General features: G+C 71.1%; 22 protein-coding genes. 9 read left to right on the forward strand and 13 right to left on the reverse strand.

Going from position 1 to position 25,646, the window contains the following annotated elements; all coding sequences use genetic code 11:
* The first annotated feature begins 245 nt into the window (after positions 1 to 245).
* The 4 genes from ACT54X_RS21985 (at position 246) to ACT54X_RS22000 (ending at position 6,292) form a co-directional block, all read left to right on the forward strand.
* Positions 246 to 1,592, forward strand: coding sequence for a dicarboxylate/amino acid:cation symporter (locus tag ACT54X_RS21985; RefSeq protein WP_294366495.1), 1,347 nt, complete (start codon positions 246 to 248; stop codon positions 1,590 to 1,592).
* A 48-nt stretch (positions 1,593 to 1,640) separates the two neighbouring features.
* Positions 1,641 to 3,608 carry a sensor histidine kinase gene (locus tag ACT54X_RS21990; RefSeq protein ID WP_476348605.1) on the forward strand — a complete coding sequence of 656 codons (1,968 nt, stop codon included), beginning with the start codon at positions 1,641 to 1,643 and terminating at the stop codon, positions 3,606 to 3,608.
* Positions 3,605 to 4,966, forward strand: coding sequence for a sigma-54-dependent transcriptional regulator (locus tag ACT54X_RS21995; protein WP_476348607.1), 1,362 nt, complete (start codon positions 3,605 to 3,607; stop codon positions 4,964 to 4,966). Before ACT54X_RS21990 ends, ACT54X_RS21995 begins: the two co-directional genes overlap by 4 nt.
* Before the next feature lie 126 nt (positions 4,967 to 5,092).
* On the forward strand, positions 5,093 to 6,292 hold the full coding sequence (locus tag ACT54X_RS22000) for a Fic family protein (RefSeq protein ID WP_294366501.1): 1,200 nt from the start codon (positions 5,093 to 5,095) through the stop codon (positions 6,290 to 6,292).
* 63 nt (positions 6,293 to 6,355) lie between these two features.
* Here ACT54X_RS22000 and paoC read toward each other — a convergent pair whose 3' ends face one another.
* From paoC to hmgA, 6 genes are all read right to left on the reverse strand, one after another.
* On the reverse strand, positions 6,356 to 8,569 hold the full coding sequence (paoC, locus tag ACT54X_RS22005; protein WP_476348609.1) for an aldehyde oxidoreductase molybdenum-binding subunit PaoC: 2,214 nt from the start codon (positions 8,567 to 8,569) through the stop codon (positions 6,356 to 6,358).
* Positions 8,566 to 9,525, reverse strand: a complete 960-nt coding sequence (locus ACT54X_RS22010) for an FAD binding domain-containing protein (RefSeq protein WP_476348611.1) — start codon at positions 9,523 to 9,525, stop codon at positions 8,566 to 8,568. Before ACT54X_RS22010 ends, paoC begins: the two co-directional genes overlap by 4 nt.
* Positions 9,522 to 10,115 (reverse strand): 2Fe-2S iron-sulfur cluster-binding protein, encoded by a 594-nt coding sequence (locus ACT54X_RS22015; protein WP_294366508.1) that lies wholly within the window; start codon positions 10,113 to 10,115, stop codon positions 9,522 to 9,524. Before ACT54X_RS22015 ends, ACT54X_RS22010 begins: the two co-directional genes overlap by 4 nt.
* Before the next feature lie 276 nt (positions 10,116 to 10,391).
* On the reverse strand, positions 10,392 to 11,663 hold the full coding sequence (gene fahA / locus ACT54X_RS22020; protein ID WP_354320695.1) for a fumarylacetoacetase: 1,272 nt from the start codon (positions 11,661 to 11,663) through the stop codon (positions 10,392 to 10,394).
* Positions 11,664 to 11,683: 20 nt separating this feature from the next.
* Positions 11,684 to 12,661, reverse strand: coding sequence for a Bug family tripartite tricarboxylate transporter substrate binding protein (locus ACT54X_RS22025; protein ID WP_476348614.1), 978 nt, complete (start codon positions 12,659 to 12,661; stop codon positions 11,684 to 11,686).
* Complete coding sequence (hmgA, locus tag ACT54X_RS22030; RefSeq protein WP_476348616.1) at positions 12,658 to 13,986, reverse strand: homogentisate 1,2-dioxygenase; 1,329 nt, start codon at positions 13,984 to 13,986, stop codon at positions 12,658 to 12,660. Before hmgA ends, ACT54X_RS22025 begins: the two co-directional genes overlap by 4 nt.
* 135 nt (positions 13,987 to 14,121) lie before the next feature.
* Here hmgA and ACT54X_RS22035 point away from each other — a divergent pair, with 135 nt between their 5' ends.
* Positions 14,122 to 14,973: an IclR family transcriptional regulator gene (locus tag ACT54X_RS22035; protein ID WP_294366512.1), complete on the forward strand. Its 852-nt coding sequence runs from the start codon at positions 14,122 to 14,124 to the stop codon at positions 14,971 to 14,973.
* A gap of 135 nt (positions 14,974 to 15,108) precedes the next feature.
* Positions 15,109 to 16,641, forward strand: a complete 1,533-nt coding sequence (locus ACT54X_RS22040; RefSeq protein ID WP_234197317.1) for an EAL domain-containing protein — start codon at positions 15,109 to 15,111, stop codon at positions 16,639 to 16,641.
* 92 nt (positions 16,642 to 16,733) lie between these two features.
* Here ACT54X_RS22040 and pyrF read toward each other — a convergent pair whose 3' ends face one another.
* From pyrF to ACT54X_RS22070, 6 genes are all read right to left on the reverse strand, one after another.
* On the reverse strand, positions 16,734 to 17,561 hold the full coding sequence (pyrF, locus tag ACT54X_RS22045) for an orotidine-5'-phosphate decarboxylase (RefSeq protein WP_476348619.1): 828 nt from the start codon (positions 17,559 to 17,561) through the stop codon (positions 16,734 to 16,736).
* Between the two features lie 97 nt (positions 17,562 to 17,658).
* Entirely contained in the window at positions 17,659 to 18,627 is a 969-nt protein-coding gene (locus tag ACT54X_RS22050) for a uracil-DNA glycosylase family protein (protein WP_476348621.1), read from the reverse strand.
* A 70-nt stretch (positions 18,628 to 18,697) separates the two neighbouring features.
* A complete protein-coding gene (locus tag ACT54X_RS22055; RefSeq protein ID WP_294366521.1) occupies positions 18,698 to 19,237 on the reverse strand; it encodes a GNAT family N-acetyltransferase in 540 nt (179 codons plus the stop codon).
* Positions 19,234 to 19,929, reverse strand: coding sequence for a tRNA (adenosine(37)-N6)-threonylcarbamoyltransferase complex dimerization subunit type 1 TsaB (tsaB, locus tag ACT54X_RS22060; protein ID WP_294366522.1), 696 nt, complete (start codon positions 19,927 to 19,929; stop codon positions 19,234 to 19,236). Before tsaB ends, ACT54X_RS22055 begins: the two co-directional genes overlap by 4 nt.
* The gene (locus tag ACT54X_RS22065; protein WP_294366524.1) at positions 19,922 to 20,959 is read right to left on the reverse strand and encodes a DMT family transporter; all 1,038 of its coding nucleotides are present in this window, start codon (positions 20,957 to 20,959) and stop codon (positions 19,922 to 19,924) included. Before ACT54X_RS22065 ends, tsaB begins: the two co-directional genes overlap by 8 nt.
* A gap of 7 nt (positions 20,960 to 20,966) precedes the next feature.
* Positions 20,967 to 21,773, reverse strand: a complete 807-nt coding sequence (locus ACT54X_RS22070; RefSeq protein WP_294366526.1) for a DeoR/GlpR family DNA-binding transcription regulator — start codon at positions 21,771 to 21,773, stop codon at positions 20,967 to 20,969.
* Positions 21,774 to 21,853: 80 nt separating this feature from the next.
* On the opposite strand from ACT54X_RS22070, the gene ACT54X_RS22075 reads away from it, so the two are divergent.
* The 3 genes from ACT54X_RS22075 to ACT54X_RS22085 all read left to right on the forward strand — a co-directional run bounded on the left by ACT54X_RS22075 (position 21,854) and on the right by ACT54X_RS22085 (position 24,576).
* Complete coding sequence (locus tag ACT54X_RS22075) at positions 21,854 to 22,450, forward strand: NUDIX hydrolase (RefSeq protein ID WP_294366528.1); 597 nt, start codon at positions 21,854 to 21,856, stop codon at positions 22,448 to 22,450.
* Between the two features lie 214 nt (positions 22,451 to 22,664).
* The gene (dacB, locus tag ACT54X_RS22080) at positions 22,665 to 24,014 is read left to right on the forward strand and encodes a D-alanyl-D-alanine carboxypeptidase/D-alanyl-D-alanine endopeptidase (protein WP_294366531.1); all 1,350 of its coding nucleotides are present in this window, start codon (positions 22,665 to 22,667) and stop codon (positions 24,012 to 24,014) included.
* Between the two features lie 277 nt (positions 24,015 to 24,291).
* Positions 24,292 to 24,576, forward strand: a complete 285-nt coding sequence (locus ACT54X_RS22085; RefSeq protein WP_366934640.1) for a DUF3892 domain-containing protein — start codon at positions 24,292 to 24,294, stop codon at positions 24,574 to 24,576.
* Positions 24,577 to 24,641: 65 nt separating this feature from the next.
* On the opposite strand, the gene ACT54X_RS22090 is transcribed toward ACT54X_RS22085, so the two are convergent.
* A complete protein-coding gene (locus ACT54X_RS22090; RefSeq protein WP_294366533.1) occupies positions 24,642 to 25,640 on the reverse strand; it encodes an L-threonylcarbamoyladenylate synthase in 999 nt (332 codons plus the stop codon).
* Positions 25,641 to 25,646 lie beyond the last annotated feature (6 nt).

The following is a 25,646-nucleotide window of genomic DNA, read 5'->3' on the forward strand; positions in this document are numbered from 1 at the left end:
TCGAAGCCGGGCTTGGCTTCCAGGTCCTAGGGTTTTCCCGAAACCCCGCGTCCGGCGCGCCGGACGCGCTCGCCGCATGCAGTCCGGCGGTACCCCGGCAACGCGCCGGAAGGCTTATAAAAGTCATTTAAAAACAATAGCTTGCATCGCCTCCGCCGCCCGTCCGGGCTGGCACCCTCCTTGCGCTGATCAGCGGCCGCCATCGATGGCGCCCTTTCCGCAACGGAGACACCCCAGGAGCCCGCATGCAAGACCCGACCCCCGCCCGCCGCCAGCCGCTATACCGGTCCCTTTATTTCCAGGTCATCGTCGCCATCGTCATCGGCGTGCTCCTGGGTCACTTCTATCCCGCCCTCGGCACCGACATGAAGCCGCTGGGCGACGGCTTCATCAAGCTCATCAAGATGATCATCGCGCCGATCATCTTCTGCACCGTGGTGGTCGGCATCGCGGGCATGGAGGACATGAAGAAGGTCGGCAAGACCGGCGGCTACGCCCTGCTGTACTTCGAGATCATGAGCACCGTGGCGCTGATCATCGGCCTGATCATCGTCAACGTGGTCAAGCCGGGTGTGGGCATGAACGTCGACCCGGCCTCGCTCGACACCAAGGCCATCGCCGCCTACACCGGCCCGGGCAAGATGCAGAGCACCACCGAGTTCCTGCTCGCCATCATCCCCAACACGGTGGTGGACGCCTTCGCCAAGGGCGAGATGCTGCAGGTGCTGCTGGTGGCCGTGCTCTTCGGCTTCGCGCTGCATCGCTTCGGTGGCCGCGGCACGCTGGTGTTCGACATGATCGAGAAGTCCTCGCACGTGCTCTTCGTCATCGTCGGCTACATCATGAAGGTGGCGCCCATCGGTGCCTTCGGTGCCATGGCCTTCACCATCGGCAAGTACGGCGTGGGCTCGCTCAAGCAGCTGGCCTTCCTGATGGGCACCTTCTACGCCACCTGCTTCGTCTTCGTGTTCCTGGTGCTGGGCATCGTGGCGCGCCTGCACGGCTTCAGCATCTGGAAGCTGGTCAAGTACATCAAGGAAGAACTGCTGATCGTGCTGGGCACCAGCAGCTCCGAAGCCGCGCTGCCGCGCATCATGGCCAAGCTGGAGAACCTGGGCGTGCGCAAGTCCACCGTCGGCCTGGTCGTGCCCACGGGCTACTCCTTCAACCTGGACGGCACCTCGATCTACCTGACCATGGCCGCCGTGTTCATCGCGCAGGCCACCAACACCCAGCTGGACATCACGCACCAGATCACGTTGCTGCTGGTGCTGCTGCTCACCTCCAAGGGCGCCGCCGGCGTCACGGGCAGCGGCTTCATCGTGCTGGCCGCCACGCTGTCGGCGGTGGGCCATGTGCCGGTGGCCGGCCTGGCGCTGATCCTGGGCATCGACCGCTTCATGAGCGAGGCCCGGGCCCTGACCAACCTGGTGGGCAACACCGTCGCCTCGGTGGTGGTCGGCAAGTGGACCGGCGACCTGGACGAGAGCCGCATGCACGAGGTGCTGAACAACGAGAGCACGCTCGAAGCCGACGCGCCGGAGCAGGTGCTGGACGCCACGACAGCGCGCTTCCCCACGAAGGCAGCCTGAGAAGCCACGGCGGCGCCGGCCGCCGCCCGCCACGGCCATACTCGCGCCGTGGCATCCAACTCCCCAGGGGCGCGACGCGCCCCTTTTTCATTCCTGCCGACCGGCGCCGGGCGCACCCGCCTGGGCCCCGCGCTGGCCGTGCTCGCCCTGGTGGCGCTGGCCGCCTGGGGCGCCTACGCCCTGGCGCTGCGCGTCGGGCTGGACCGCCTGGGCGAGGCGGCGGACCACCGGCTGGACATGGAGGTCGGTCGCATCGAGGCCGAGCTGGCCCGCTTCGACTACCTGCCCGCCCTGCTGGAAACTTCGCCCCAGGTGCAGCAGCTGCTGGCCAGCCCCTTCGACCCGGCGCTGCGTGCGCAGGCCAGCCACTACCTGCATGCGCTCAACGCCATCGCCGGGGCCGAGACGCTGTACGTGCTGGAGCCCGGCGGCGTGGCGGCCGCCGCCAGCGACGATGGGCAGCTCGGCACGCCGGCCGGCCAGAACCTGTCGTACCGGCCCTACCTGCGCGAGGCCCTGGCCGGCGGGCGTGGGCGCTTCTACGGCATCGGCGTCACCAGCCGGGTGCCGGGCTACTACCTGGCCTATGCGCTGCCACGCGGTGGCCCCGTGCGCGGCGTGGCCACCGTCAAGATCGACCTGCGCCCCGCGGCGCTGGCCTGGCGCCAGCTGCCCGGCGAGATGCTGCTGCTCGACGAGCACCAGGTCGCCATCCTGGCCTCGCGCGAGGACTGGAAATACCGCCCCATCGCGCCGCTGCCCGAGGCCGAGCGGGCCGAGGCGGCCACCTCGCGCCGCTACGGCGATGCCCCGCTCACGCCCCTGTCGTGGCGCATGGCCGGCGACGGCCCGCTGGAGCCCGGCCCGGTGCGCGAGGTGCGCCTGGACGGCCGCACCTATGCCGCCACCGTGCACCGCCTGGACGCCGGCCGCTGGCGCCTGGTGCTGCTGAGCGACCAGGGGCCCGTGCGGGCCGTCGCCGCGGCGGCAGCGGCGGGGGCCGCGCTGGCCGCCGCCGCGCTGCTGCTGGGGCTGCTCGTGCTGCGCCAGCGCCGCCGGCTGGTGCGCCAGCAGCTGGCCAGCCGGGCCGCGCTGCAGGCCGCCAACGATTCGCTGGAGCGCCGCGTCCAGGAGCGCACCGCCGAGCTGCGCGCCGCGCAGGCCGAACTGGTCCATGCAGGGCAGCTCGCGGTGCTGGGGCAGATGTCGGCCGGCATGGTGCACGAGCTCAACCAGCCGCTGGCGGCGCTGCACACCCTGTCGGACAACGCGGTGTTGCTGCTGGAGCGCGGCCGCAGCGACGACGCCCGCGCCAACCTCGCGCGCATCGCGCAGCTGGTGCACCGGCTGGGCCGCCTCACGGCGCAGCTCAAGGTCTTCGCCCACAAGCGCACCGAGCCGCCAGTGCCGGTGCTGCTGGAGCGCGCATGGCGCGAGGCGGCGCTGCTGCACGCGCCCCGATTGCGCGAGCTGGGTGTGGAGCTGCGCACCGACGCCCTGCCCGCCAGCCTCGCGGTGATGGCCGAAGAGACGCGCCTGGTCCAGGTGCTGGCCAACCTCGTGGGCAACGCCGCCGATGCCCTGGCCGAAGTGCCGGCCGGTACGCGGTGGATCGCGGTGACGGCGCAGTGCGGCGATCCCGTGCGCATGGATGCCCCGGCTGAAGGGCCGCGCCCGTCCGTGGCCAGCGCCGAGCCGCAGCACGAGTCCGACCGGCACAGCGTTGCGCCCCTCTGCCGCATCGTCGTCGCCAACAGCGGCCCGCCCATCCCGCCCGAGGTGCAGGCGCGGCTGTTCGAGCCTTTCTTCACCACCAAGCCCGCCGGCCGCGGCCTGGGCCTGGGGTTGATGATGTCGGCCCATATCATCCAGGCATTCGGCGGCAGCCTGCGCGTGGCGCGGCCCGACGAGATGGCCGACGGGGCTGGCGCCGCCTTCGTCATCGAGCTGCCCGCCGACGTGGGCGCCGACGCAACCGCTCCCGCCCCCGTCCCCGCCCTCCGCGAAGAACCATGAACGCCCCCACCCATCCCATCCGCGTGCTGCTGGTCGAGGACGACGAAGACGTGCGCCTGGGCGCCGCCCAGGCCCTCGACCTGGCCGGCTTCGAGGTCCAGGCCTTCGGCGCCGTCGAGCCCGCTCGCGCCGCGATCACCGAGGGCGTGCCGGCCGTGGTGGTGTGCGATGTGCAACTGCCCGGCCAGAGCGGCCTTGGCTGGCAGGCCGAGCTGCGCCGGGCCGATCCGCAGCTGCCCGTGATCCTGGTCACCGGCCATGGCGACATCGCCATGGCGGTGCAGGCCATGCGCGACGGTGCCTACGACTTCATCGAGAAGCCCTATGCCTCCGACCGGCTGGTGGCCGTGGTGCGCCGCGCCGCCGAGCAGCGCCGGCTGGCGCTGGAGGTCGAATCGCTGCGCCGCGCGCTGGACGACTGGAGCGGCATCAAGGCCACGCTCATCGGCCGCTCCGCCGCCATGGAGCGGGTGCGGCAGGCCGTGCGCACGCTGGCGGCCACGCCGGCCGACGTGGTCATCTATGGCGAAACGGGCACCGGCAAGGACCTGGTCGCCCGCTGCCTGCATGAGCGCAGCAGCCGGCGCGGCAGCCACTTCGTGCCGGTCAACTGCGGCGGCCTTCCCGAAAATCTGGTCGACAGCGAACTCTTCGGCCACGAGGCCGGCGCCTTCACCGGCGCCGTCAAGCGCCGCATCGGCAAGTTCGAGCATGCGCACGGCGGCACGCTGTTCCTCGACGAGATCGAGAGCATGCCGATGGCGGTGCAGGTCAAGCTGCTGCGCGCGCTGCAGGAGCGCACCATCGAGCGCGTGGGCTCCAACCAGCAGGTGAGCGTGGACTGCCGGGTGATCGCCGCCAGCAAGGTGGACCTGCGCGAGGCCAGCGAGCAGGGACGCTTTCGCGCCGACCTGTACTACCGCCTGGGTGTGGCCTTCATCGAGTTGCCGCCCTTGCGCGAGCGGCGCGAGGACATCCCGCTGCTCTTCGAGCACTTCACGCTGCAGGCGGCCAAGCGCTACGGCCAGCCGGCGCCGGTGCCCGACACCCAGGCGCTGTCGGCGCTGCTCGGCCACGCGTGGCCCGGCAACGTGCGCGAGCTGCGCAACGTGGCCGACCGCTATGTGCTCGGCCTGCTGGGCGACAGCTTTTCCGACGCCCTGGGCGGCGGCCAGCGCGGTGTTTCGCTGCCGGAGCACATGGAGCAGATCGAACGCACCCTGCTCATCGAGGCCGTGCGCCGCCTGCAGGGCGACGTACCCCAGGCCGCCAGGGAACTGGGCATCGCCAAGGCCACGCTGTACGACAAGCTCAAGCGGCTGGGGATCGATGCGGCGGGGTATCGGCGGGAGGAGTAGCGATGGGGCCACCGGAGAAAGAGCCGGAAAAAGAACCGGAATCACGATGTGGCTATCTGATTCATAAGTTGCTGTCATTCAATGACATATTCATAGAATGAGCGGAAACTGAACCGGAAATTCGTGGTGTCTACTCGCATCGCTGTCTTCGACCAGCCGCATCAGTTCGAGCCCCTGGTTCCCGCCCAAAGGCTGGACCTGCTTCGGGAGCGGACACGAGAGGTATTCGAAAAGTCGGCCGCCCTCAAGGCTGCGGCCAGCGAGCCGGTGCGGGTTGGTCTGCGCGAGATCGTGCGATCCATGAACTCGTACTACTCCAACCGGATCGAGGGGCAGAGCACACATCCCGCCCACATCGAACGGGCGCTTCGGCAGGACTTTTCAGCGACACCCGATGTGGCGCGGCGGCAGCGGCTGGCGCTGGCGCACATCGAGGCCGAGCGGGCGCTCGAGCCGCTGGTGCACACCGAGGCACAGGCGCTGTCCAGCAGTTTCGTGCAGCAGGCCCATCGTCAGCTCTACGAGCGCCTTCCGGCGGAGGACCGGCGCACCGACGATGGCCGGGAGATCCTGCCCGGCGAACTTCGCCGGCACGACGTGGCCGTTGGCCGCCACCAGCCGCCGACCTGGTCTTCCGTTCCGCGATTTCTCGAGCGAATGGACGAGGTGTATGGCCGCCTGAAGGGCGTCGATGCGCTGCTCTACACCGTGGCCGCAGCCCATCACCGGATGATGTGGACCCACCCCTTCGAGGATGGCAACGGCCGCGCGGTGCGCCTGCAGACGCACTGCGCCCTGTTTCTTCTGAGCGGCGGACTCTGGTCGGTCAATCGGGGGCTGGCGCGGGACCGGGACCGCTACTACCTGATGCTCGACGGTGCTGACGCCATGCGCCAGGGTGACCTGGATGGCCGCGGCAATCTCAGCGAGAAGGCGCTCTGGGACTGGTGCAATTACTTCTTGGATGTCTGCGCCGACCAGATCGGCTTCATGGCGCACATGCTGGACCTGGGTCGCCTGCGCGAACGTCTGCAAGCCTGGGTGCTGGTGCGACGAGCGGGTGGTGATTCGACGGAATACCGCGAAGAAGCGGTATTGCCGCTCCAGATGCTCGCCGCCGCTGGAACCCTGTCGCGCGGCGAGTTCAGCCGCATGACGGGATTGGAAGAGCGCACAGCCCGCAAGGTGATTTCGCGCTTCCTCAAGGATGGGCTGTTGCAGAGCGACGGCCATCGTGGCGCGCTGCGGCTTGCCTTCCCGCTGCACGCGCTGAACATCCTCTTTCCCAGCCTCTACCCGGAGGCTGCGGCGGCCGTCACTGAATAAGAGTGTGGCGAATGGCAGGAGCAGACAGCACGGCGCTGGCGCTGCATGCTCCTTGCCGGCACCTTACGCCGCCGCCGGCCACTGCGCAATCAGCTTGTCCAGCGTGACCGGATAGTCCCGCACCCGCACGCCCGTGGCGTTGTAGACGGCATTGGCCACGGCCGCCGCCGCACCGCACAGTCCCAGCTCGGCGATGCCCTTGGCGGCCAGCGGCGAGGCCATGGTGTCGGGCTCGTCCAGGAACACCACCTCCTGCTCGGGAATGTCGGCATGCACCGGCACCTCGTAGCCCGCCAGATCGTGGTTGATGAAGAGGCCCAGCTTCGTGTCCACCGCCAGTTCCTCCATCAGCGCGGCACCCACGCCCATGGTCATGGCGCCGATCACCTGGCTGCGGGCGGTCACCGGGTTCAGGATGCGGCCCGCCGCGCAGACGGCCAGCATGCGGCGCACGCGGATCTCGGCCGTGTCCACATGCACCGCCACTTCCACGAAGTGGGCGCCGAAGGTCGAGTGCTGCCATTGCTTGGACAGCGACTCGTCGTACTCGATGCCGTCCTCGGCAGTCAGCGATTCGCCGTCCTTCACCGCATCGGCCAGGGCCACGTTGCGGCCACCGCTTCGGACCTGGCCGTCCGCGAACTCGGCGCCTTCGGCCTCCAGGCCCAGCTTGCGGGCGATGGCGTCGCGCAGCTTCACACATGCGGCATAGACGCCGCCCGTGGCATTGGCCGCGCCGAACTGGCCGCCCGAGCCGGCCGACACCGGCCAGTCCGAATCGCCCAGCTTCACCTCGACGCGCTCCAGCGGCACGCCCAGCAGGTCGGCCGCCGTCTGCGCCAGGATGGTGTAGCTGCCGGTGCCGATGTCGGTCATGTCGGTTTCGACGGTGACGCGGCCATCGGGTGCCAGACGCACGCGCGCGGCGGACTTCATCAGCATGTGGTTGCGGAAGGCCGCCGCCATGCCCACGCCGATGGCCCAGCGGCCCTCGCGCCTGACGCCGGGCTTCGCGGGACGCTGGTCCCAGCCGAAGCGCTTGGTGCCTTCGCGCAGGCAGTTCGCCAGACGACGCTGGGTGAAGCGGCGCTCGGGATGCTCGGGGTCCACGTCGGTGTCGTTGCGCAGGCGCAGTTCGACCGGGTCGATGCCGAGGCGCTCGGCCAGCTCATCCATGGCGACTTCCAGCGCCGCCATGCCGGGCGCCTCACCCGGGGCGCGCATGGAGTTACCTTCCGGCAGGTCCATCTCGGCCAGGTACATGGCGGTTCGGCGGTGGGCGCCGGCGTAGAGCAGCCGGGTCTGGTTGACGGCTGTCTCCGGTTGGCCCTCGGGCTGGTCGCCGGACCAGCTCTCGTGTGCGATGGCGGTGAGCCGTCCGTCCTTCTCCGCGCCCAGGCGGATGCGCTGGATCGTGGCAGGGCGGTGCGTGGTGTTGTTGGCGATCAGCGGACGATGCAGTCCGACGCGCACGGGGCGGCCCACCGCCCGCGAAGCCAGGGCGGCCAGCAGCGCATCCGCACGCAGGAACAGCTTGCCGCCGAATCCGCCCCCGATGAAGGGCGAGCGCACGCGCACCTTCTCCTTGGGCATCTTCAGCGTGGCCGCGAGGTCGGTGCGGCACCAGTCGACCATCTGGGTCGAGGTCCACACCGTGAGGCGATCGCCCTCCCACGACGCGAGCGTGGCATGCGGCTCCATCATGGCGTGCGATTCGTCGGGCGTGGTGTAGGTGGCGTCGAGCTGTACCGGCGCGGCAGCGAAGGCGGCGTCGAAATCGCCGACCTCGGTCTTGGCATCGTCGCCCGCGATCTTGGCGTGCTCGCGTTCGGCGTCCAGGTCGAAGCGGCCGGGCGCGCTGTCGTAGCGCACCCGGATCAACGCGGTGGCTGCGCGGGCCTGCTCCAGCGTCTCGGCGACCACCACGGCGATGGCCTGGTGGTAGTGGTCGATGGCCGGACCGCCGAGCAGTCGGGCCGTGTTGCGCTTGGACTTGTCGAGCGAGCCCGCGTCCTTGGCCGTGACGACGGCCAGCACGCCCGGCGCGGCGCGAGCGGCTTCCACGTCCATGCTGGCGATGCGGCCCTTGCCGACGCCGGCGCCGAGCACCCAGCCGTACGCGGCCTCGCGCACATGGGCGTCGAATTCGGGATGCCATTCGCCCGCATAGGGCGCAGTGCCAGTGGTCTTGCGCGGGCCGTCGACGCGGTGCGTGGCCTGGCCGACATGGCGCAAATCCTCGCCCGGCACGGCGGTGGTGGAGGGATCGAATTTCACGGCTGCATCTCCTTCGCGTCGGCCAGCACGGCCGCCAGGGTGCGCTGCGCGAGCGGCAGCTTGAAGGCGTTGTCGGGGCGCGGATGGGCGTCGGCGAACAGACGCTCGGTAACGGCGTGTGGACCGTTCGGCAGTTCGGCCTCGGCGGCTTCCATGCGCCACGGCTTGGGCGCCACACCGCCGAAGGCGACGCGGCCCTTGCCGTCTGGCTGCACGATGGCCGCCACCGACACCAGCGCAAAGGCGTAGGAGGCGCGGTCGCGCACCTTGCGATAGACATGCGTGCCACCGACGGGCGCGGGCAGCGTGACGGCGGTGATGAGCTCCGCCGGCGCGAGCACCGTGTCGCGCTCGGGCGTGTTGCCCGGCAGCCGATGGAAGTCGGCAATGGGAATGGTGCGGCGCTGGCCGCCGGCCTGCACTGTCTCGACCTGGGCATCGAGCACGCGCAGGGCGACCGACATGTCGCCGGGATGGGTGGCGATGCACTGCGCGCTGCCGCCCACCACCGCCAGCTGTCGGCTGTAGCCCTGCAGCGCGCCGCAGCCGCTGCCCGGTTCGCGCTTGTTGCAGGGCAGGGCGGTGTCGTAGAAGTAGGGGCAGCGCGTGCGCTGCAGCAGGTTGCCGGCGGTCGTGGCCTTGTTGCGCAGCTGGCCCGAGGCACCGGCGAGCAGCGCGCGCGAAAGCACGCCATAGTCGCGCCGCACGCGGGCATTGGCGGCCAGGTCGGTGTTGCGCACCAGCGCGCCGATGCGCAGGCCGCCGCCCTCGATGGGCTCGATGCGATCCAGCCCCAGGCCGTTGATGTCGATGAGGTGCGTCGGCGTCTCCACCTGCAGCTTCATCAGGTCCAGCAGGTTGGTGCCGCCGGCGATGAAGCGGGCGTCCGGCGTGCGGGCGAGGGCCGCGACCGCCGCTTCGGGCGTGGCCGCGCGTTCGTAGCTGAAGGCTTTCATCGGGTGGCCTCCGCGGCTTCGGCGATGGCCTGCTGGATGTTGCTGTAGGCGCCGCAGCGGCAGATGTTGCCGCTCATGCGCTCGCGCATCTCGTCAGGCGACAGCAGGGGTTGGGCCTGCAGGTCGCTGCTCACATGGCTGGGCACGCCGTCGCGCAGTTCGCGCAGGGCGCCGACGGCCGAGCAGATCTGCCCCGGCGTGCAGTAGCCGCACTGGAAGCCGTCGTGGCGGACAAAGGCCTCCTGCATGGGATGCATGGCCTCGGGCGTGCCCAGGCCCTCGATGGTGGTGACCTCGCTGCCTTCGTGCATCACGGCCAGGCTCAGGCAGGTGTTGATGCGGCGACCATCCACGAGTGCGGTGCACGCGCCGCACTGGCCATGGTCGCAGCCTTTCTTGGTGCCGCACAGCTGCAGGTGCTCGCGCAGGGCGTCGAGCAGGGTAGTGCGGTTGTCGACGGTGAGGCTGCGCGCCTCGCCGTTGACCGTCAGGTGCACCGTGCCGTGCAGGGCGCCGGTGGCGGTGCTGCCGCCGGCGGGCGATTCCGGCGCGCGGTCGCGCAGCGGCGGGGATTTCGGGCTGGGGGCCATGGGCTGCTCCGTGGGGTTCGTGGGGAATGGGCCGCCTGGATGAAAAGGGCGTGGCAGGGCATGCAGCGGCAGTCCCCACTGTGAAGGCCGTCCCAGGGGCCACATGCTCGGTGCAAGGACCAGCCGGGCGACAGCGCAGCGCCTGCCTGCCTGTGGGACGCGCCGGACACGGCATCCTCACGCATGCGAACGAGAAAAAGCCCCGGGGCCGAAGCCGCGGGGCTGGAGACGCGCAAGGCCAGCGGCGCGCGCCGCCGGCCGGCCAATGCCGGTGCGTCAGGCCATGACCGTGCCGCTCGCCTCGCCCAGGCCGATGCGTACCGCGCCGTCGCGCTCGCACCAGCCGCGCAGCACCAGCGTGTCGCCGTCCTGCAGGAAGGTGCGCTGCTCGCCGTTGGGGAGCTGGATCGGCTTCTTGCCGCCGAGCGTCAGCTCCATCAGCGAGCCGGCCGCGTCGGGCGTGGGGCCGGAGAGCGTGCCCGAACCCAGCAGGTCGCCGGGCTGCAGGTTGCAGCCATTGACGGTGTGGTGCGCCACCAACTGCGCGGCCGTCCAGTACGCGGCCTCTTTGGCGCGGCCCAGGGTCAGGCGCGCGGGCGGCTGGCCGTCGGCGCGCATCTTCGGCGTCTGGATCAGCACCTCCAGCACGATGTCCAGCTGGCCGTGCGCGCGGTTGGCCGCGCCATCCAGGTAGGGCAGCGGCTGCGGGTCGCCTTCGGGCCGGGTGAAGGGCGCACGGAAGGGCGCCAGCGCCTCCATGGTCACGATCCAGGGCGACACGGTGGAGGCGAAGTTCTTGGCCAGGAACGGGCCCAGCGGCTGGTATTCCCAGGCCTGCAGGTCCCGCGCCGACCAGTCGTTGAACAGGCCGACGCCGAAGAGGTGTGCCTCGGCGTCGTCGATGCCGACGGGCTGGCCGAGCGCGTTGCCCGGGCCGACGTAGAAGCCCAGTTCCAGTTCGTAGTCCAGGCGCTTGCAGGGGCCGAAGCTCGGTTCGCTGGCATCCGGTGCCTTGGTCTGGCCGCTCGGCCGCTTGAAGGTCGTGCCGCTGGGCACGATGGAGCTGGCCCGGCCGTGGTAGCCGATGGGCACCCACTTGTAGTTGGGCATCAGCGGCTGGTCAGGCCGGAACAGGCTGCCGATGGTGGTGGCATGGTGGATGCCGGTGTAGAAGTCGGTGTAGTCGCCCACCTTGCAGGGCACCGCGAGCTCGCAGGCCGACTGCGGCACGAGCGCCGCGGCCCAGGCGGCCTGCTGCGTGCTGCCCTGGGCCAGGCCGTCGGACAGGCGCTGGCGCAGCGCCACGCGCTCGGCGGGCGCGGCGGCCATCAGCGCGTTCATGTCGTCATGGTCCACCAGGCCGGCGGCGCGCAGGTCCAGCACCTGGTCGCCGATGGCGACGCCGATGCGCAGCGCCGCGTCGCTGCTGCCGGCGCGGCGGAAGCGGCCGAAGGGCAGGTTCTGGATCGGAAAGTCGCAGCCCGCCACGTTGGCGGATTCCACCCAGCTGCGCAGATGGGGGTTGTGGGTCTTGTCGAGAAGGGTCATGGAAGAGCAGTGCAGTGGGTTCAGTCGGCGGTCATGCCCGCCTTGCGGGCCACCTCGCCGAGGCGTTGGTATTCGGACTGCGTGAGCGCGGCCAGTTCCTCGGCCGTGCTGGCGCGCGGCGTGAAGCCGGCCTGCAGCAGCTTGTCGCGCACCGCGGGTTCGGCCAGGGCTTCGGCGAAGGCCTGGTTGAGCGTCCTGACGATGGCCGGCGGCAGGTGGGCCGGGCCATAGACGCCGAACCAGGGCTCCAGTGCATAGCCTTTCAGGCCCGTCTCGGCGATGGTCGGCACGTCGGGCAGCGAGGGCGAGCGCGCCGGCCCGGCCACCGCCAGCGCGCGCAGCTTGCCGGCCTGGATGTGTGGCAGCGAAGCAGGCAGGTTGTCGAACATCACGCCCACCGTGCCGCCCAGCAGGTCGGTGATGGCCGGGCCGCTGCCCTTGTAGGCCACGTGCGTGAGCTGGGTGCCCGTCATCTGCGCGAACAGCACGCCGGCCAGGTTCATCGACGTGCCGGCGCCGGCCGTGGCGTAGGGCAGGCCGGGCGTCTTCTTCGCGGCGGCGATCAGCTCGGGCACCGACTTGATGGGCGAGCTGGCCGGCACTTCGAGCACGATGGTCGAGGTGCCCAGCAGGCCGATGGCGGTGAAGTCCTTGCGCGGATCGAAGGGCACCGACTTGTAGATGTGCGGATTCAGCGCGTTGGTCGAGATGGCGCCGAAGCCGATGGTGTAGCCGTCGGCCGGGGCCTTGGCCACCACGTCCATGCCGATGTTGCCGCCCGCGCCGCCGCGGTTGTCGATGACCACCGGCTGGCCCAGCTTCTCGGCCACGCGCTGGCCGACGGTGCGCGCCACCAGGTCGGTGGTGCCGCCAGCCGTGTAGGGCACGATGAAGCGGATCGGCTTGGCGGGGAAGTCGGCCGCCTGGGCAAGCAGCGGCAGGGCCAGGGAGGCCGCGGCCGCCAGGGCCGCACGGCGGGTGAGGAGGGGATGTCTCATGTTTTTTGGAATTGGTCCTTCAGGCCCGCCCAGCAATCGGCGTAGTCATGGTCCAGCGGGGCGGTCTCCATCGCGAAGGCGGTGGGCACGAAACGGTAGCGGCTCTCGAACATGAAGGCCAGCGTGTTGTCCAGCTTCTGCGGCTGCAGGTTGGCGCTGGAGGCCTTCTCGAAGGCCTCTTCGTCCGGGCCGTGCGGCACCATGGCGTTGTGCAGGCTGGCGCCGCCGGGCTTGAAGCCGCCAGGCTTGGCGTCGTACTCGCCGTACACCAGGCCCATGAACTCGCTCATCAGGTTGCGGTGGTACCAGGGCGGACGGAAGGTGTCTTCCATCACCAGCCAGCGCGGCGGGAAGATCACGAAGTCGCAGTTGGCCGTGCCCGGCGTATCGCTGGGCGAGGTGAGCACCGTGAAGATGGACGGATCGGGATGGTCGAAGCTGATCGAGCCGATGGTCATGAAGTTGACCGTGTCGTACTTCACCGGCGCCAGGTTGCCGTGCCAGGCCACCACGTTGAAGGGCGTGTTGCTGGCCGGCGCGCGCCAGAAGCGGCCGCCGAATTTCTTGATCAGTTCATAAGGGCCGGCGACGTCTTCGTACGCGGCCACGGGCGCCTGGAAGTCGCGCGGATTGGCCAGGCCGTTGGAGCCGATGGGGCCCAGCTCCGGCAGGCGGAACTGCGCGCCGTAGTTCTCGCACACGTAGCCGCGCGACGGGCCGGCGCCGGCCTCGGTGTCGGGCAGCGCCACCTTGAAGGCCAGGCCGCGCGGCAGCAGGGCGATCTCCCCCGGCTTCACGTCGAGCACGCCGAGCTCGGTGGTGATGCGCAGGCGCCCCTGCTGCGGCACCACCAGCAGCTCGCCGTCGGCATTGACGAAGGCGCGGCGGTCCATCGACTTCGTGGCCAGGTACACGTGGGCGGCCACGCCGGTCTGCGCATCGGCATCGCCATTGGCGGCCAGGGTGCGCATGCCTTCCACGAAGTCGGCTTCCACGCCGGCCTCGAAGGGGATCGGATGCCAGCGCAGCGGCTCGGGCGCCAGGGCGGCGGCGCGGTCGCCGCCGGTGGTCCACAGCGGCTGGGCCCAGGCCTGGTAGCGGCCCGCCACCACGCTGGGCTGCCGGCGGTACATCCAGCTGCGGCGGTTCTGGTGGCGGGGCGCGGTGAAGGCGGTGCCGGACATCAGCTCGGGGTAGAGCTGCAGCGGCGCGCGCTGGGGGCTGTTGCGGCCCTGGGGCAGCGCACCGGGCACGGCCTCGGTGGCGTATTCGTTGCCGAAGCCGCTCTGGTAGCGCAGGGAGGAGGGGGTGTCGGAGGCGGTCATGGGAATCCTCGCAGGTTGGACGGGCCGGCGCCGCAGCACAGCGTGCGCGCCGGTCCGGGGTTGGCTCCAATTAGTTTTAATGAAACGAGTTCGACTATGCCGAACTGGCGGCGAGTGTAGGCCGCGCATCTGGTAATGTCTAACGATTTACAAATCAACGAATCCAGGCGGGTGATGGCGGAAGACGGCGAACGCGGCGCACAGCGTGGCATCCAGAGCATCGAGGTGGGCGGCACCCTGCTGCAGGCCCTGGTGCACACCGGCCGGCCCATGCCGCTGAAGGCGTTGGCACAGGAGGCCGGCATGACGCCGGCCAAGGCGCATCCCTACGTGGTGAGCTTCGGCCGGCTGGGCCTGATCGAGCAGGACGGCGCCACGGGCCATTACCAGCTCGGCCCGCTGGCGCTGCAGCTGGGGCTGATCGCCATGGCGCAGACCAACCCCGTGCAACTGGCCACGCCGGTGATCGAGGCGCTGGCCCGGCGCACCGGCCACACGCTGGCGCTGGCGGTGTGGGGCGAGCGCGGCGCCACCATCGTGCGCACGGCCGAGTCGCCGGCGGCGGTGCATGTGGCGATGCGCCATGGCACCGTGTTCTCGCTCGCCGGCACGGCCTCGGGCCGGCTCTTCGGCGCCTACCTGGACGAAGCGGTCGTGCGCGCCGCGCTGGAGGCCGAGCGGGCCCGCGCACAGCCGGGCGAGGCCGGCATGCCCGCGCCCGCGCCGCTGCCCGACTGGAACGCCTTCGAGGGCCAACTGCGCGAGGTGCGCGCGCGCGGCCTGTCGCGCTCCGAGGGCGAGGTGCTGCCCGGCATCAGCGCCATGGCCGCGCCGGTCTTCGACGCGGGCGGGCGCATCGTCATCGCACTCACGGCCATCGGCGCCTCCGCCGTCTTCGACACGCGCTGGGACGGCCGCCTGGCGGCGGTGCTGCGCGAGGCGGCGGCCGACATCTCGGCCCGCCTGGGCGCCCGCCGGCCCGGCTGACGTCCAGCTGCGGCATCGCTGCAACGGCGCCCCCCATAAGGCGGGTGCCCGCCGCGCAGAGAGGCGCTGGCCGCGGCGATACTCGCGCTTTTCTCCAGACGACGGTCCTGCGGCCGTCCCCCCTTGCCCGCGCCCATGTTCAGAAAGCCCCTGACGCGCCATGTTCTCTGCATGTCCGGAGGGGCGGTGCTGGCCGTGGTGCTGTGCCTGGCCTTCGGTGCCTGGTCCGTGCAGCGCGACCGGGCCGAGCAGGCGGGCGAACTGGCCGACAGCTACGTCAACCTGGCGCGTCGGATCACCGGCGAGGCGGTCGAGACCATCGACGCCATCCATGCCGAGCCGGCCGAGTGCGGCCCCCAGGAAGTCGCGCGCCTGCGGGCCCTGGTGCTCAACAGCCGCTTTCTCAAGGCCGCAGCCCGGCTGGAGAACGGGCAGGTGGTTTGCAGCTCGATCATCGGCCGAGTGGATCCGCCGGCGCAGCCCCCGCGGGTGGACCTGGCCGGCGACGGCGGCCGGCGCATCTCCTTCAACGTGCCCGAGCTGGGTGCGCCCGGCAGCCGCTCGATGGTCATCCGCGAAGGCAATGCGATGGTCTCCATCCATGCGCGCACCTTCATCGACCTGGCCGACCCGCGGCTGGACTTCGCCCTGGTGGCCAAGGACGGCGACGTGGGGCGGCTGCTGTTCACCAACACGCCCGCGCTGCAGGGGCTGGAGCGCGTCTCCGGCACCGAACCCACGCTCACCTTCAACGGCCAGCGCTACCAGGTGCGCTGCCTGCAGGCCTACACCGGCTGCATCGTGGCCACGCTGCGGGTGCCGCAGGGCGTGTGGGGCTCGCCGGTGATGATCGAGATGGGGGCCTTCGGCCTCCTGCTGGGACTGAGCGGCGGCTTTGCGTTCAGCGCCTTCCTGGGACGCTCGCGCTCGCTCAGCCGCCAGCTGCTGCTGGCCATGCGCAGTGGCGAGCTGCGCGTGGTCTACCAGCCCATCGTGCGCCTGTCCGACCGCCGACGCGTGGGCGCCGAAGCCCTGCTGCGCTGGACCGATGCCACCGGCAAGCCGGTGAGCCCCGATGCCTTCATCAGCGAGGCCGAGCGCAACGGCATGATCGGGCAGGTCACCCGCTTCGTGATCAGCCGCGTGCTGGAGGACCTGGGCGACGGCCTGCGCCGGCGGCCGGACTTCCAGGTCACGGTCAACGTCTCAGCCGACGACCTGATGGACAGCGGCTTCCTGCCCTTCCTGTCGGCGCGGCTGCAGGCGGCGCGGCTGCAGGCCTGCAGCATCGGGCTGGAGCTGACGGAGCGCACCACCGCCAACAGCCGCGAACTCAGCCGCGCCATCGCCCGCGTGCGCGAGGCGGGGCACAAGGTCTACATCGACGACTTCGGCACCGACTATTCGAGCCTGTCGTACCTGTCGCGGCTGCGGGTGGATGCGATCAAGATCAACCGCACCTTCATGCAGGCACTCCACGACCAGAGCGACCAGGACACCATCGCCCCGCAGATCGTGGTGATGGCCGAGGTGCTGGGCCTGACCATGGTGGTCGAAGGCATCGAGGAAGAGCAGCAGGCCGCCTACTTCCACACCCTGGCGCCCGACGCGCTGGCGCAGGGCTGGCTGTTCAGCAAGCCGGTGGAGGCGTCGCTGCTGTTCAGCTGACATCCCCCCGCTTCGGGGAACGGCGGCGATGACTTCAAGGCCCCTCTCCCCTCGCGGGAGAGGGGTTGGGGAGAGGGGGCCACCCCCCAACCTCAACCCTGCTTCGCCGCCTCCAGCACGTCCCGCGTGCGCTCGGCCTCGCGGCGGGCGGCGGCGGCGAAGTCGACGCCGCTGCTGGCGTAGCAGATGGCGCGGGACGAGTTCACGATGATCGGCGCGTCCTCGCGCCAGCCGGCGCGCACGGTGGCCACCGCATCGCCGCCCTGGGCGCCCACGCCGGGGATCAGCAGCGGCACCGTCGGTGCCAGCTCGCGCACTCGGCGGATCTCCTGCGGATAAGTCGCGCCCACCACCAGGCCGAGCTGGCCATTGAGGTTCCACGGCCCCTGCGCCAGCGAGGCCACATGCTCGTACAGCAGCGGCTGGCCCGGCACGTCGGCCAGGCGCTGGCCCTGCAGGTCGTCGCCGCCCGGGTTGCTGGTGCGGCACAGCAGGAAGGCGCCCTTGTGCGGGTAGCGCAGGTAAGGCGAGACGGAATCGAAGCCCATGAAGGGCGACAGCGTCACCGCGTCGGCGCCGTAGCGCTCGAAGGCCTCGGCCGCGTACTGCTCGGCGGTGGAGCCGATGTCGCCGCGCTTGGCGTCGAGGATGACCGGCACCTGCGGCGCCACGGCCCGCATGTGGGCCATCAGCCGCTCCAGCTGGTCCTCGGCGCGGTGGGCGGCGAAGTAGGCGATCTGCGGCTTGAAGGCGATCACCAGATCGGCCGTGGCCTCGACGATGGCGGCGCAGAAGTCGTAGATGCGGGTGGCATCGCCCTTCATGCCCTCGGGGAAGCGGGAGGGTTCCGGGTCCAGCCCCACGCACAGCATGGAGCGGTTCTGGCGCTGCGCGGCCTGCAGCTGATCGAGGAAAGACATGGGGCGCGATTCTAGGAGGCCCCCTCGGGGCGGCCGTGCCGGCACCGGCCGCCTGCCCGGGAACGGCCTGCGGGTGGCGGCCCCGCGTGTCGGGCGCTCAACCGGCTGCCGCGGCCAGGCGCTCGAACTCGGCCGCCGCCAGGCACAGGTCGGCCCAGGCGCGTGCCTTGTCGGCCGGGGTGCGCAGCAGGTAGGCGGGCGCGTAGCTGGCGACCACGGCAGTGCGGCCGTCGGCGCAGCGGCCTACCTGGGCACGCAGCCGGCCCAGCGGCTGCGCGCCGAGCAGCTGCTGCGCCGCCAGCGGACCCAGCGCCAGCACCATGCGCGGCGCGAGTTCGCGGCAGGCATGGTCGAAGCCAGCCTCGAAGGGCTCGTCGTCCTCGCCTTGCGGCACGCCGGGCGCGGGGCGGTGCACGCGCTGCAGGTGCACCGGCGCGGGGCCGGCGTGCAGGCGCAGGGCGCGCAGCATCTGATCGAGCAGGCGGCCGGCGTCGCCGACGAAGGCGGCGCCATGACGGCCATCGGGGCCGGGCGGCATGTCGACCAATACCAGCCAGCCGCCTGGGGTGGGCGCGTCGCCGCTGGCGCCGGCCGGCAGGTACAGGCGTTGGGCCGGCTCGATGCGCACGGCGGGGGCACTCCCGGCCCGTGCGGAGGGCGCGCCGGTTCGTGGGGCCGGGGACGCCGTGGCGGAGGCGGGCGACTCGGCCGTGGGGCGGCGACCGGGCGCGGAGGAAGCCGGTGCCGCCTGGCGCAGGGCTGGCGGCGCTGCGGCGGAAGGCGGCATGTCCTCCGGCGGTACGTCGTCGATCCATGCGGGCGGGCCGTCGTCCGAAGGCGGCGCGTGGGGCGTGTCGGTGCCCGGACGATCCATCGGCGGGCGGGCTGCGCGGGCGGCCGCGGGCTCGGCGGTGTGCTCGCCGACGAGCGCAGCGGGCTCTGCGGCCTGGGTCGTCTCAGCTGCGGCGATCGGTGCCGCCACCTCCGCCGTCTGCGCCGGCCACCAGACCTTGACGCCCATCTCCTCCAGCATGGCGCGCTGGCGTGCATCGAGCATCAGGCTCATCTCGGGTTTCCTGGGCGTGCGAACGCGCGTGCGTGCGGCGCGCCCTGTTGAATGGGGGCGGAGGACGGCGTCACGCGGCCGTGCCCTCCAGCCGCAGGCTCATCACGATCGCGTCCTCGCGACGGCCGGGCGCGGCCGGGTAGTAGCCCTTGCGCTGGCCCACGCGGCGGAAGCCGTGGCGCTCGTAGACCTGCTGGGCGCGCGTGTTGCTCACCCGCACCTCCAGCCACAGCCAGCCCGCGCCCTGCGCGCGCGACCATACGCCCAGCGCCGTGAGCATCAGCGCCGCCCAGCCCTGGCGCTGGAAGGCCGGCGCCACGGTGATGTTGAGCAGATGCACCTCGTCCACGCCCTTCATGGCGACGAAGTAGCCGATCAGCGTGTCGGGCGGTGCGCGCCGCCCTGCAACGTCGGCGCCGAAGCCGGGCGCCTCGGGCGCCGTGGGCCCGACCAGGCACATGCAGTGGTAGCCGGCATGCATCGAGTCGATGAAGTTGCCGCGCGTCCACGGATGGGTGTAGGCCTGCTGCTCGATGGGCAGCAGCGCGTCGAGGTGGGTGACGCGCATGGGCTCCAGGCGCGCCTCGGGCAACTGGGGCAGGGCGCTCATGCGGACGTCGCTCCGGTGGCGGCGGCGTTCTTGATCGCCTCGCGCTCGGCCGTGGTCTGGGCGACCTTGTCGCGCACGTACAGCGGCTGGGCCTCGGCGGCCGGCACGGCGCGGCCGGCGGCAAGCATGGCCGGGGCCAGGCGCAGCAGGGCGGTGGCGGTGGGCAGGCAGGCATGGCGCGGTGCACCGGCGGGCAGGCGCTCGCCATAGGCCGCGAACGCGTTGCCGGCCAGCAGGAAGCCGGGAGGCACCTGCACCTGCTCGGGCGCCATCAGGCGCGGGGCTTCGCAGTGACCGGCCGCGGTGTCGCAGGCAGCGGCATAGACCTCGTCCATGCGCGCGTCGAGCACCGCCATCACCTGCGCCGCGCCGGTGGCATGGCGGGCCTCCTCGGCCACGGCGTGCAGCGTGTCGATGGGCAGCACGGGAATGTCCGCCCCATAGCCCAGGCCCTGCGCCACCGCGCAGGCGGTGCGCAGGCCGGTGAAGGCGCCGGGGCCGCGGCCGAAGACGAGGGCCTGCAGCCCGCCCAGCGTCAGCCCGGCCTCGGCCAGCAGTTCGTGGATCAGCGGGATCAGCGCGGCCGAGGCCTGCGCGCCACCCGCCTGCGTGCGGGCGACCACGCGGTCGCCGTGCTGCACCGCCACCGACAGCGTGTCGGTGCTGCAATCGAAGGCGAGGAGTTCAGGCATTGCAACCCTTGGTCGTGGCACAGGCCGGCACCGCGGCGGACGCGGCCGGCGCCTTGCGCTGCACACCCAGCAGGATGCCGAGGGTCACCAGCGCCAGCCCGGCCAGCAGGCCCGGATGCAGCGGCTCGTCCAGGAAGAACACCGCCGACAGCGCCGACAGGCCCGGCACCAGCGCCGTGATCATGGTGGTCCGCACGGGGCCGAAGTAGCCGATCATCTTCGTGAAGGTGATGCCTGAGATCACCACCGAGCCGATGCCCTGGAAGGCCATCTGGAAGGCGATGGCGCCCCAGGGTGCGGTGGGCAGCTTGCTGTGCACGACGCCCGCCCAGACCAGCAGGGCATACAGCGGCACATAGGTCAGCAGCGCGAACATGGTGATGGCGATGGTGGCGCGCACCGCGTCCAGTGCATGCCGGCGCACGATGACGCCGTAGCAGGCCCAGCAGAAGGCGGCGGACATGAACAGCAGGTCGCCCTTCCACACATCGGCCGTGCCGCCCGCGTCCGCGCCGCCGAAGGCCTGCAGCAGGCTGCGCCCGCCCACCATCAGGTCGCCCGCGACGATCAGGCCCAGCCCCGCGGCCCGCAGCGGCGTGATGCGGTCACGCAGCACCACCGCCGCCAGCAGCGCCGTCCACAGCGGCAGGCTGCCGGGCATCAGCACCGCGGCATGGCCGGCCGGCGCGAAGAAGAAACCCGAATACGCCAGGCCCGCATAGAGCACCGCGCCGAAGATGCCGGCCAGTGCGCTCAGCCGCAGCGGGAGGGGCGACAGGCCGAACAGCGAGCCGGCCTGGGTGTCGCCCGCCCGCCGGGCCTGCGCCACCAGCCAGGCGCCCCAGGGCGCGAGCACCACGCTGGCGCCCAGGATGCGGGCCAGACCGATGTCCAGTGGCGCCAGCGAGCGGCCGGCGGTGGCGCGGGAGATGACGATGAAGCCCGTCCACACCAGAACGGTGATGACAGCCGAGCCGACACCCACCGCCCGGGGAGACAGGCGCAGGAGCGATCGGTCGGCAGCAGGCATCGGGCGATTATCGAGGGGCCTCGCCTCCGTCGTCGGCGCCGGGGGCTTGCGGGGGGCGGCCGGCCACGGTCACCGTGGCACCGGCGGCGCGCAGGGCGGCCACCGCCGCTTCGGGTGCCTGTGGCGCCACCAGCACCGTGCCGGCCTCGGCCAGCGGCGCGATCACATAGGGCGAGGCGGCACCGAGCTTTTCGGACGAGGCCATGACCACCGTCTCGGCCGAGGCCGCCATCAGCGCCCGCTTGATGGCGGCTTCCTCCATGTCGGCGGTGGTCAGGCCCGCCTGCGCATGCACCCCGGTCACGCCCAGGAAGCAGGTGTCGGCATGGATGCGGGCGATGGCCTCGGTGGCCGCCGCGCCCACCGCCACCACCGAATGCTTGAACAGCCGGCCGCCGATCAGCACCACCTCCACGCCGGGATGCGCCACCAGCGCCACCGCCACCGACGGGCTGTGCGTGACCACCGTGGCCTGCAGCGTGGCCGGCAAGTGGCGCGCCAGTTGCACGGCGGTGGTGCCGCCATCGACGAACACCACCTGCCCGGGCCGCACCATGGCGGCCGCGGCACGGCCGATGGCGACCTTCTCCTGCGGCGCCAGGCGCTCGCGGCCGGCGAAGTCGGCCTCGGCCGCCGCCATCGGCAGCGCGCCGCCGTGCACCCGCTGCAGCTTGCCCTGCGCCGCCAGCTCCCGCAGGTCGCGGCGGATCGTGTCTTCCGACAGGCCCAGCGATTCGCCGAAAGCCTTGGCCACCACCTGGCCATCGCGGCGGAGGGCGTCAAGGATGAGCTGGTGGCGCTGGCGGGTGAGCATGGGTCGATGGTAGCCAGGGATGCATGAAGATGCACGAAATTTCTTGATATTGCACGAGTGTGCGCCTAGCATCCGCCGCCATGACCTCCACCAGCGAACGCGTCCGGGTGCGCGACGTCACCCTGCTCTCCGACAACTGGTACACGCTCAAGACCACGCGCTTCGACTGGCAGCGCCGCGACGGCCGCTGGCAGACCCAGCAGCGCGAGACCTACGACCGCGGCAACGGTGCCGTCCTCCTGGCCTATGACCTGGCGCGCCGCACGGTGCTGCTGGTGCGGCAGTTCCGCTACCCGGCTTTCGTCAACGGCCACGACGGCCTGCTCATCGAGGCCGCCGCCGGCCTGCTGGACGATGCGGCCCCCGAGGCCCGCATCCGCGCCGAGGCCGAGGAAGAGCTGGGCTACCGCCTGGGCGAGGTGCGCAAGGTGTTCGAGGCCTTCATGAGCCCCGGCTCGGTCACCGAGAAGCTGCACTTCTTCGTCGCACCCTACGACGCCGGCATGCGCATCGGCGACGGCGGCGGCCTGGCCGAGGAGGGCGAAGACATCGAGGTGCTGGAGCTGCCTTTCGACGAGGCGCTGGCCATGGCGGCGGACGGCCGCATCGCCGATGCGAAGACCATCCTCCTTCTGTACCACGCGCAATTGCACCTGTTCGGCCCGCGCGGGGGCTGAGCGGGGCGCGGCCGCCCACCGGCGTGCCGCGGCCTGCTGACGCACCCAGCGCTCCGGATAATCCCGGCGCATGCCTGTGCGCTGCTTCTCTTCCTGCCTTCCCCGCCTCCCGCTTCTCACTTTCCTGCGCGCTGCTGCGCTGGCCGCCACCGTCGCGGGCGCGGGCTCGCCGGCACTGGCCCAGCCCTCGCCAGCGGTCCCTGCCGGCGCTGCCATGCCGTCCACGGCGCTGCCGCCCTCCGTCGAAGCCGCCCTGGCCCGCGCCAAGGTACCGCGCGATGCCGTCACCTTCTTCGTGGCCGACGCCGAGGGCCGCCAGCCCCCGCGCCTGGCCTGGCGGGCGCAGGAGCTGGTCAACCCGGCCTCGGTGATGAAGCTGGTCACCACCTATGCCGGGCTCGACCTGCTGGGTCCCGCCTACACCTGGAGCACGCCGGTGTACGCCGATGGCGCCGTGGTCGACGGCACGCTGCAGGGCAACCTCTACCTGCGCGGCCAGGGCGACCCCACGCTGGTGGTCGAGCGGCTCTGGCTGCTGCTGCGCCGCGTGCAGGCCCTGGGCATCCGCCGCATCGCCGGCGACGTGGTGGTCGACCGCAGCGCCTTCGACGCCGGCGTCGAGAGCGACCCGGCCGCCTTCGACGGCGAGCCGCTGCGGCCCTACAACGCCTCGCCCGACGCCTTCCTTGTCAACTTCCGCTCGGTCACGCTGGACTTCACGCCCGAGGCGGGCGGGCGCTTCGCTATCGTGAGTGCGGAGCCGCCCCTGGCGGGCGTCACCTTTCCGGCGCGTATGCCGCTCGGTGGTGGCGAATGCGGCGACTGGCGCACTGCGCTGCAGGCCGACTTCAACGACCCGGCGCAGCCGAGATTCACCGGTACCTTGCCGGCCGCCTGCGGCGCGCGCAGCTGGCCCGTGGCCTGGCCCGATCCGCAGCGCTTCGGCCTGCGCGCCATCGGCGGCCTCTGGCAGCAGATGGGCGGCCAGATCGACGGCCAGCTGCGCCTGGGTACCGTGCCGACGGGCGCGCGCCTGCTGTTCGAGGCCGCCTCGCCGCCCCTGGGCCAGGTGGTGCGCGACATCAACAAATACAGCAACAACGTGATGACCCAGCAGCTCTTCCTGACGCTGGGCCTCACGCAGCGCCAGCGCGGCAGCTTCGACGCCGCACGCGCCGCCGTGCGGCAATGGTGGACGTCACGCGTGGGCGGCAACGAACCGGCGCCGGTGATGGTCAACGGTGCCGGCCTGTCACGCGAGGACCGGCTCACCGCGGCCGGCCTGGCGCGCATGCTGCAGGTGGCGTGGCGCTCGCCGGTCATGCCGGAGCTGATCGCCTCATTGCCCGTGATGGGCGTGGACGGCACGCTGCGCAATCGCCCGGCCATCACCTCGGCCCATCTGAAGACCGGCAGCCTGCGCGACGTGGCGGCGATTGCCGGCTATGTGGATGGCGCTGGGGGCCGCAGATGGGTGGTCGTCGCTATTGCCAATGATCCGGCGGCTGGCGCGGCGCGGCCGGCCTTCGATGCGTTGGTGGAGTGGGTGGCGCGAGGGACTTAAGACGATTGCGTACCGCGGTTTACCGAGGCTCTGTGTCAGAGCATATTCTCTGCAATTTATCCTCCCCCAAAAGGCATCTTCAATTTGCCAAGAATAGGGGCATATTTGCGTTCAGGGGAGTTGTATCGGCACTCGGGAAGATGCATTCGCCGCGCCGCAGTCCAGAGATTGGAAAATTCTTATGCATATCAATTGCATCAGCGGCGGTAAGTGATTTTTTTATTGATCAGAAAAATGAGCGAAGCGCTTTACTTGTGCCAAGCCAAGAGAGACGGTAATGTCAGATCACCAGATATCGTGTATCAACAAGACCAATCGCACGAGTGCACATGAGCGCATTCATTCCATCGGTGGGGTCAATCCCGACGGTAGTCGGTGGAAATTGGATCAACGGCAGGCAATCGCGGATGTGGAGTCGGGAAAATTTAGGTTTTGGGTCAGCGCGGGGGGAAGTTCAGTTTGGGTCATTGTGGCGACGAGCGCCGCTGGCAATAAGTATCTGAAAACTCAGAACGACGGGGAACAGCCGAACAATCTATTGAGCTTGCCGGAATGCCCTTAAGGTTGCCGGTCAAATAAGTTCAAGCGGGACGTGGAAGCTCATGGGAGCTGCTGCTGATAAAAAATTTAAGCCGCCGCGCGCATCAGTCGGTCGCGAACGCCTTCCCACTCCGCCGTCTCCGGCGGCGTCTCGATCCAGATCAGCTTGGCGCCTTCGTCGTCGAACTGCCGCAGCCGCGCGAACAGCTGCCGCGCCGCCTCGGCGGCGTCGTCGGGCATGCGGCGCAGGATCAGGCGCTGCGACCGGCTCTTGAGCGGCGTGCGCGACCACACGGCGATGTGGGCGGCCTGGGCGCCCAGCACGTCCAGCGCGGACTGCAGCATGCGGCCATCCATCAGCCGCACCTTGGCCGTCGGGGCGTAGTGCGATTCCAGCGTGCCCGAGGCGCGCGGGTCGGGCTGGGCCAGTTCGGCCTGGCTGCGCAGGCGCTCGCCGGCCACGCGCTCGATCTGCGCGCGGGTGATGACGCCCGGGCGCAGCAGCACCGGCGCGCCGCGGCTGCAGTCGACGATGGTCGATTCGATGCCCACGGTGCAGGGGCCGCCGTCGACGATCAGCAGGTCGTCACCGAATTCGCCGGCGACGTGCGCGGCGGTGGTCGGGCTCACGCGGCCGAAGCGGTTGGCGCTGGGGCCGGCCAAGCCGGGCACGCCGTGGCGGGCGCAGGCATGCAGCAGCGCCTGCGCCACCGGGTGGTCGGGGCAGCGCAGGCCGATGGTGTCCTGCCCGCCCGCGGCGGCCGCGCCCACGCCGGGCTGGCGGGTGGCGATGAGCGTCAGCGGGCCGGGCCAGAAGGCATCGGCCAGCGCGCGCCCGAAGGCCGGCAGCGGCTGCGCGAAGCGCGACAGCGACTCCGCCTGCCGAAGCGCGTCGGGCAGGTGCACGATCAGCGGGTGGTCCGACGGCCGGCCTTTGGCGCGGAAGATGCCGCGGGTGGCGTCGTCGTTGGCGGCGTCGGCCCCCAGGCCATAGACCGTCTCGGTGGGAAAGGCCACCAGCTCGCCCGCCCGCAGCGCGAGCGCGGCGCGTTCGATGGCGTGGCTGTCCTGGCCGTCGAGGATCATGGCGAT

The organism is Pseudacidovorax sp. DMC4, from assembly GCF_056314265.1.

What these genes read in the sequence shown, in the direction of transcription:
- ACT54X_RS21985 (WP_294366495.1), top strand. Translation starts at nt 246, where the DNA reads ATGCAAGACCCGACCCCCGCCCGCCGCCAGCCGCTATACCGGTCCCTT.
- ACT54X_RS21995 (WP_476348607.1), top strand. Translation starts at nt 3,605, where the DNA reads ATGAACGCCCCCACCCATCCCATCCGCGTGCTGCTGGTCGAGGACGAC.
- ACT54X_RS22010 (WP_476348611.1), bottom strand. Translation starts at nt 9,525, where the DNA reads ATGAAAGCCTTCAGCTACGAACGCGCGGCCACGCCCGAAGCGGCGGTC.
- ACT54X_RS22015 (WP_294366508.1), bottom strand. Translation starts at nt 10,115, where the DNA reads ATGGCCCCCAGCCCGAAATCCCCGCCGCTGCGCGACCGCGCGCCGGAA.
- fahA (WP_354320695.1), bottom strand. Translation starts at nt 11,663, where the DNA reads ATGACCCTTCTCGACAAGACCCACAACCCCCATCTGCGCAGCTGGGTG.
- ACT54X_RS22025 (WP_476348614.1), bottom strand. Translation starts at nt 12,661, where the DNA reads ATGAGACATCCCCTCCTCACCCGCCGTGCGGCCCTGGCGGCCGCGGCC.
- hmgA (WP_476348616.1), bottom strand. Translation starts at nt 13,986, where the DNA reads ATGACCGCCTCCGACACCCCCTCCTCCCTGCGCTACCAGAGCGGCTTC.
- ACT54X_RS22035 (WP_294366512.1), top strand. Translation starts at nt 14,122, where the DNA reads ATGTCTAACGATTTACAAATCAACGAATCCAGGCGGGTGATGGCGGAA.
- ACT54X_RS22040 (WP_234197317.1), top strand. Translation starts at nt 15,109, where the DNA reads ATGTTCAGAAAGCCCCTGACGCGCCATGTTCTCTGCATGTCCGGAGGG.
- pyrF (WP_476348619.1), bottom strand. Translation starts at nt 17,561, where the DNA reads ATGTCTTTCCTCGATCAGCTGCAGGCCGCGCAGCGCCAGAACCGCTCC.
- ACT54X_RS22050 (WP_476348621.1), bottom strand. Translation starts at nt 18,627, where the DNA reads ATGAGCCTGATGCTCGATGCACGCCAGCGCGCCATGCTGGAGGAGATG.
- ACT54X_RS22055 (WP_294366521.1), bottom strand. Translation starts at nt 19,237, where the DNA reads ATGAGCGCCCTGCCCCAGTTGCCCGAGGCGCGCCTGGAGCCCATGCGC.
- tsaB (WP_294366522.1), bottom strand. Translation starts at nt 19,929, where the DNA reads ATGCCTGAACTCCTCGCCTTCGATTGCAGCACCGACACGCTGTCGGTG.
- ACT54X_RS22065 (WP_294366524.1), bottom strand. Translation starts at nt 20,959, where the DNA reads ATGCCTGCTGCCGACCGATCGCTCCTGCGCCTGTCTCCCCGGGCGGTG.
- ACT54X_RS22070 (WP_294366526.1), bottom strand. Translation starts at nt 21,773, where the DNA reads ATGCTCACCCGCCAGCGCCACCAGCTCATCCTTGACGCCCTCCGCCGC.
- ACT54X_RS22075 (WP_294366528.1), top strand. Translation starts at nt 21,854, where the DNA reads ATGACCTCCACCAGCGAACGCGTCCGGGTGCGCGACGTCACCCTGCTC.
- dacB (WP_294366531.1), top strand. Translation starts at nt 22,665, where the DNA reads ATGCCGTCCACGGCGCTGCCGCCCTCCGTCGAAGCCGCCCTGGCCCGC.
- ACT54X_RS22085 (WP_366934640.1), top strand. Translation starts at nt 24,292, where the DNA reads ATGTCAGATCACCAGATATCGTGTATCAACAAGACCAATCGCACGAGT.
- ACT54X_RS22090 (WP_294366533.1), bottom strand. Translation starts at nt 25,640, where the DNA reads ATGATCCTCGACGGCCAGGACAGCCACGCCATCGAACGCGCCGCGCTC.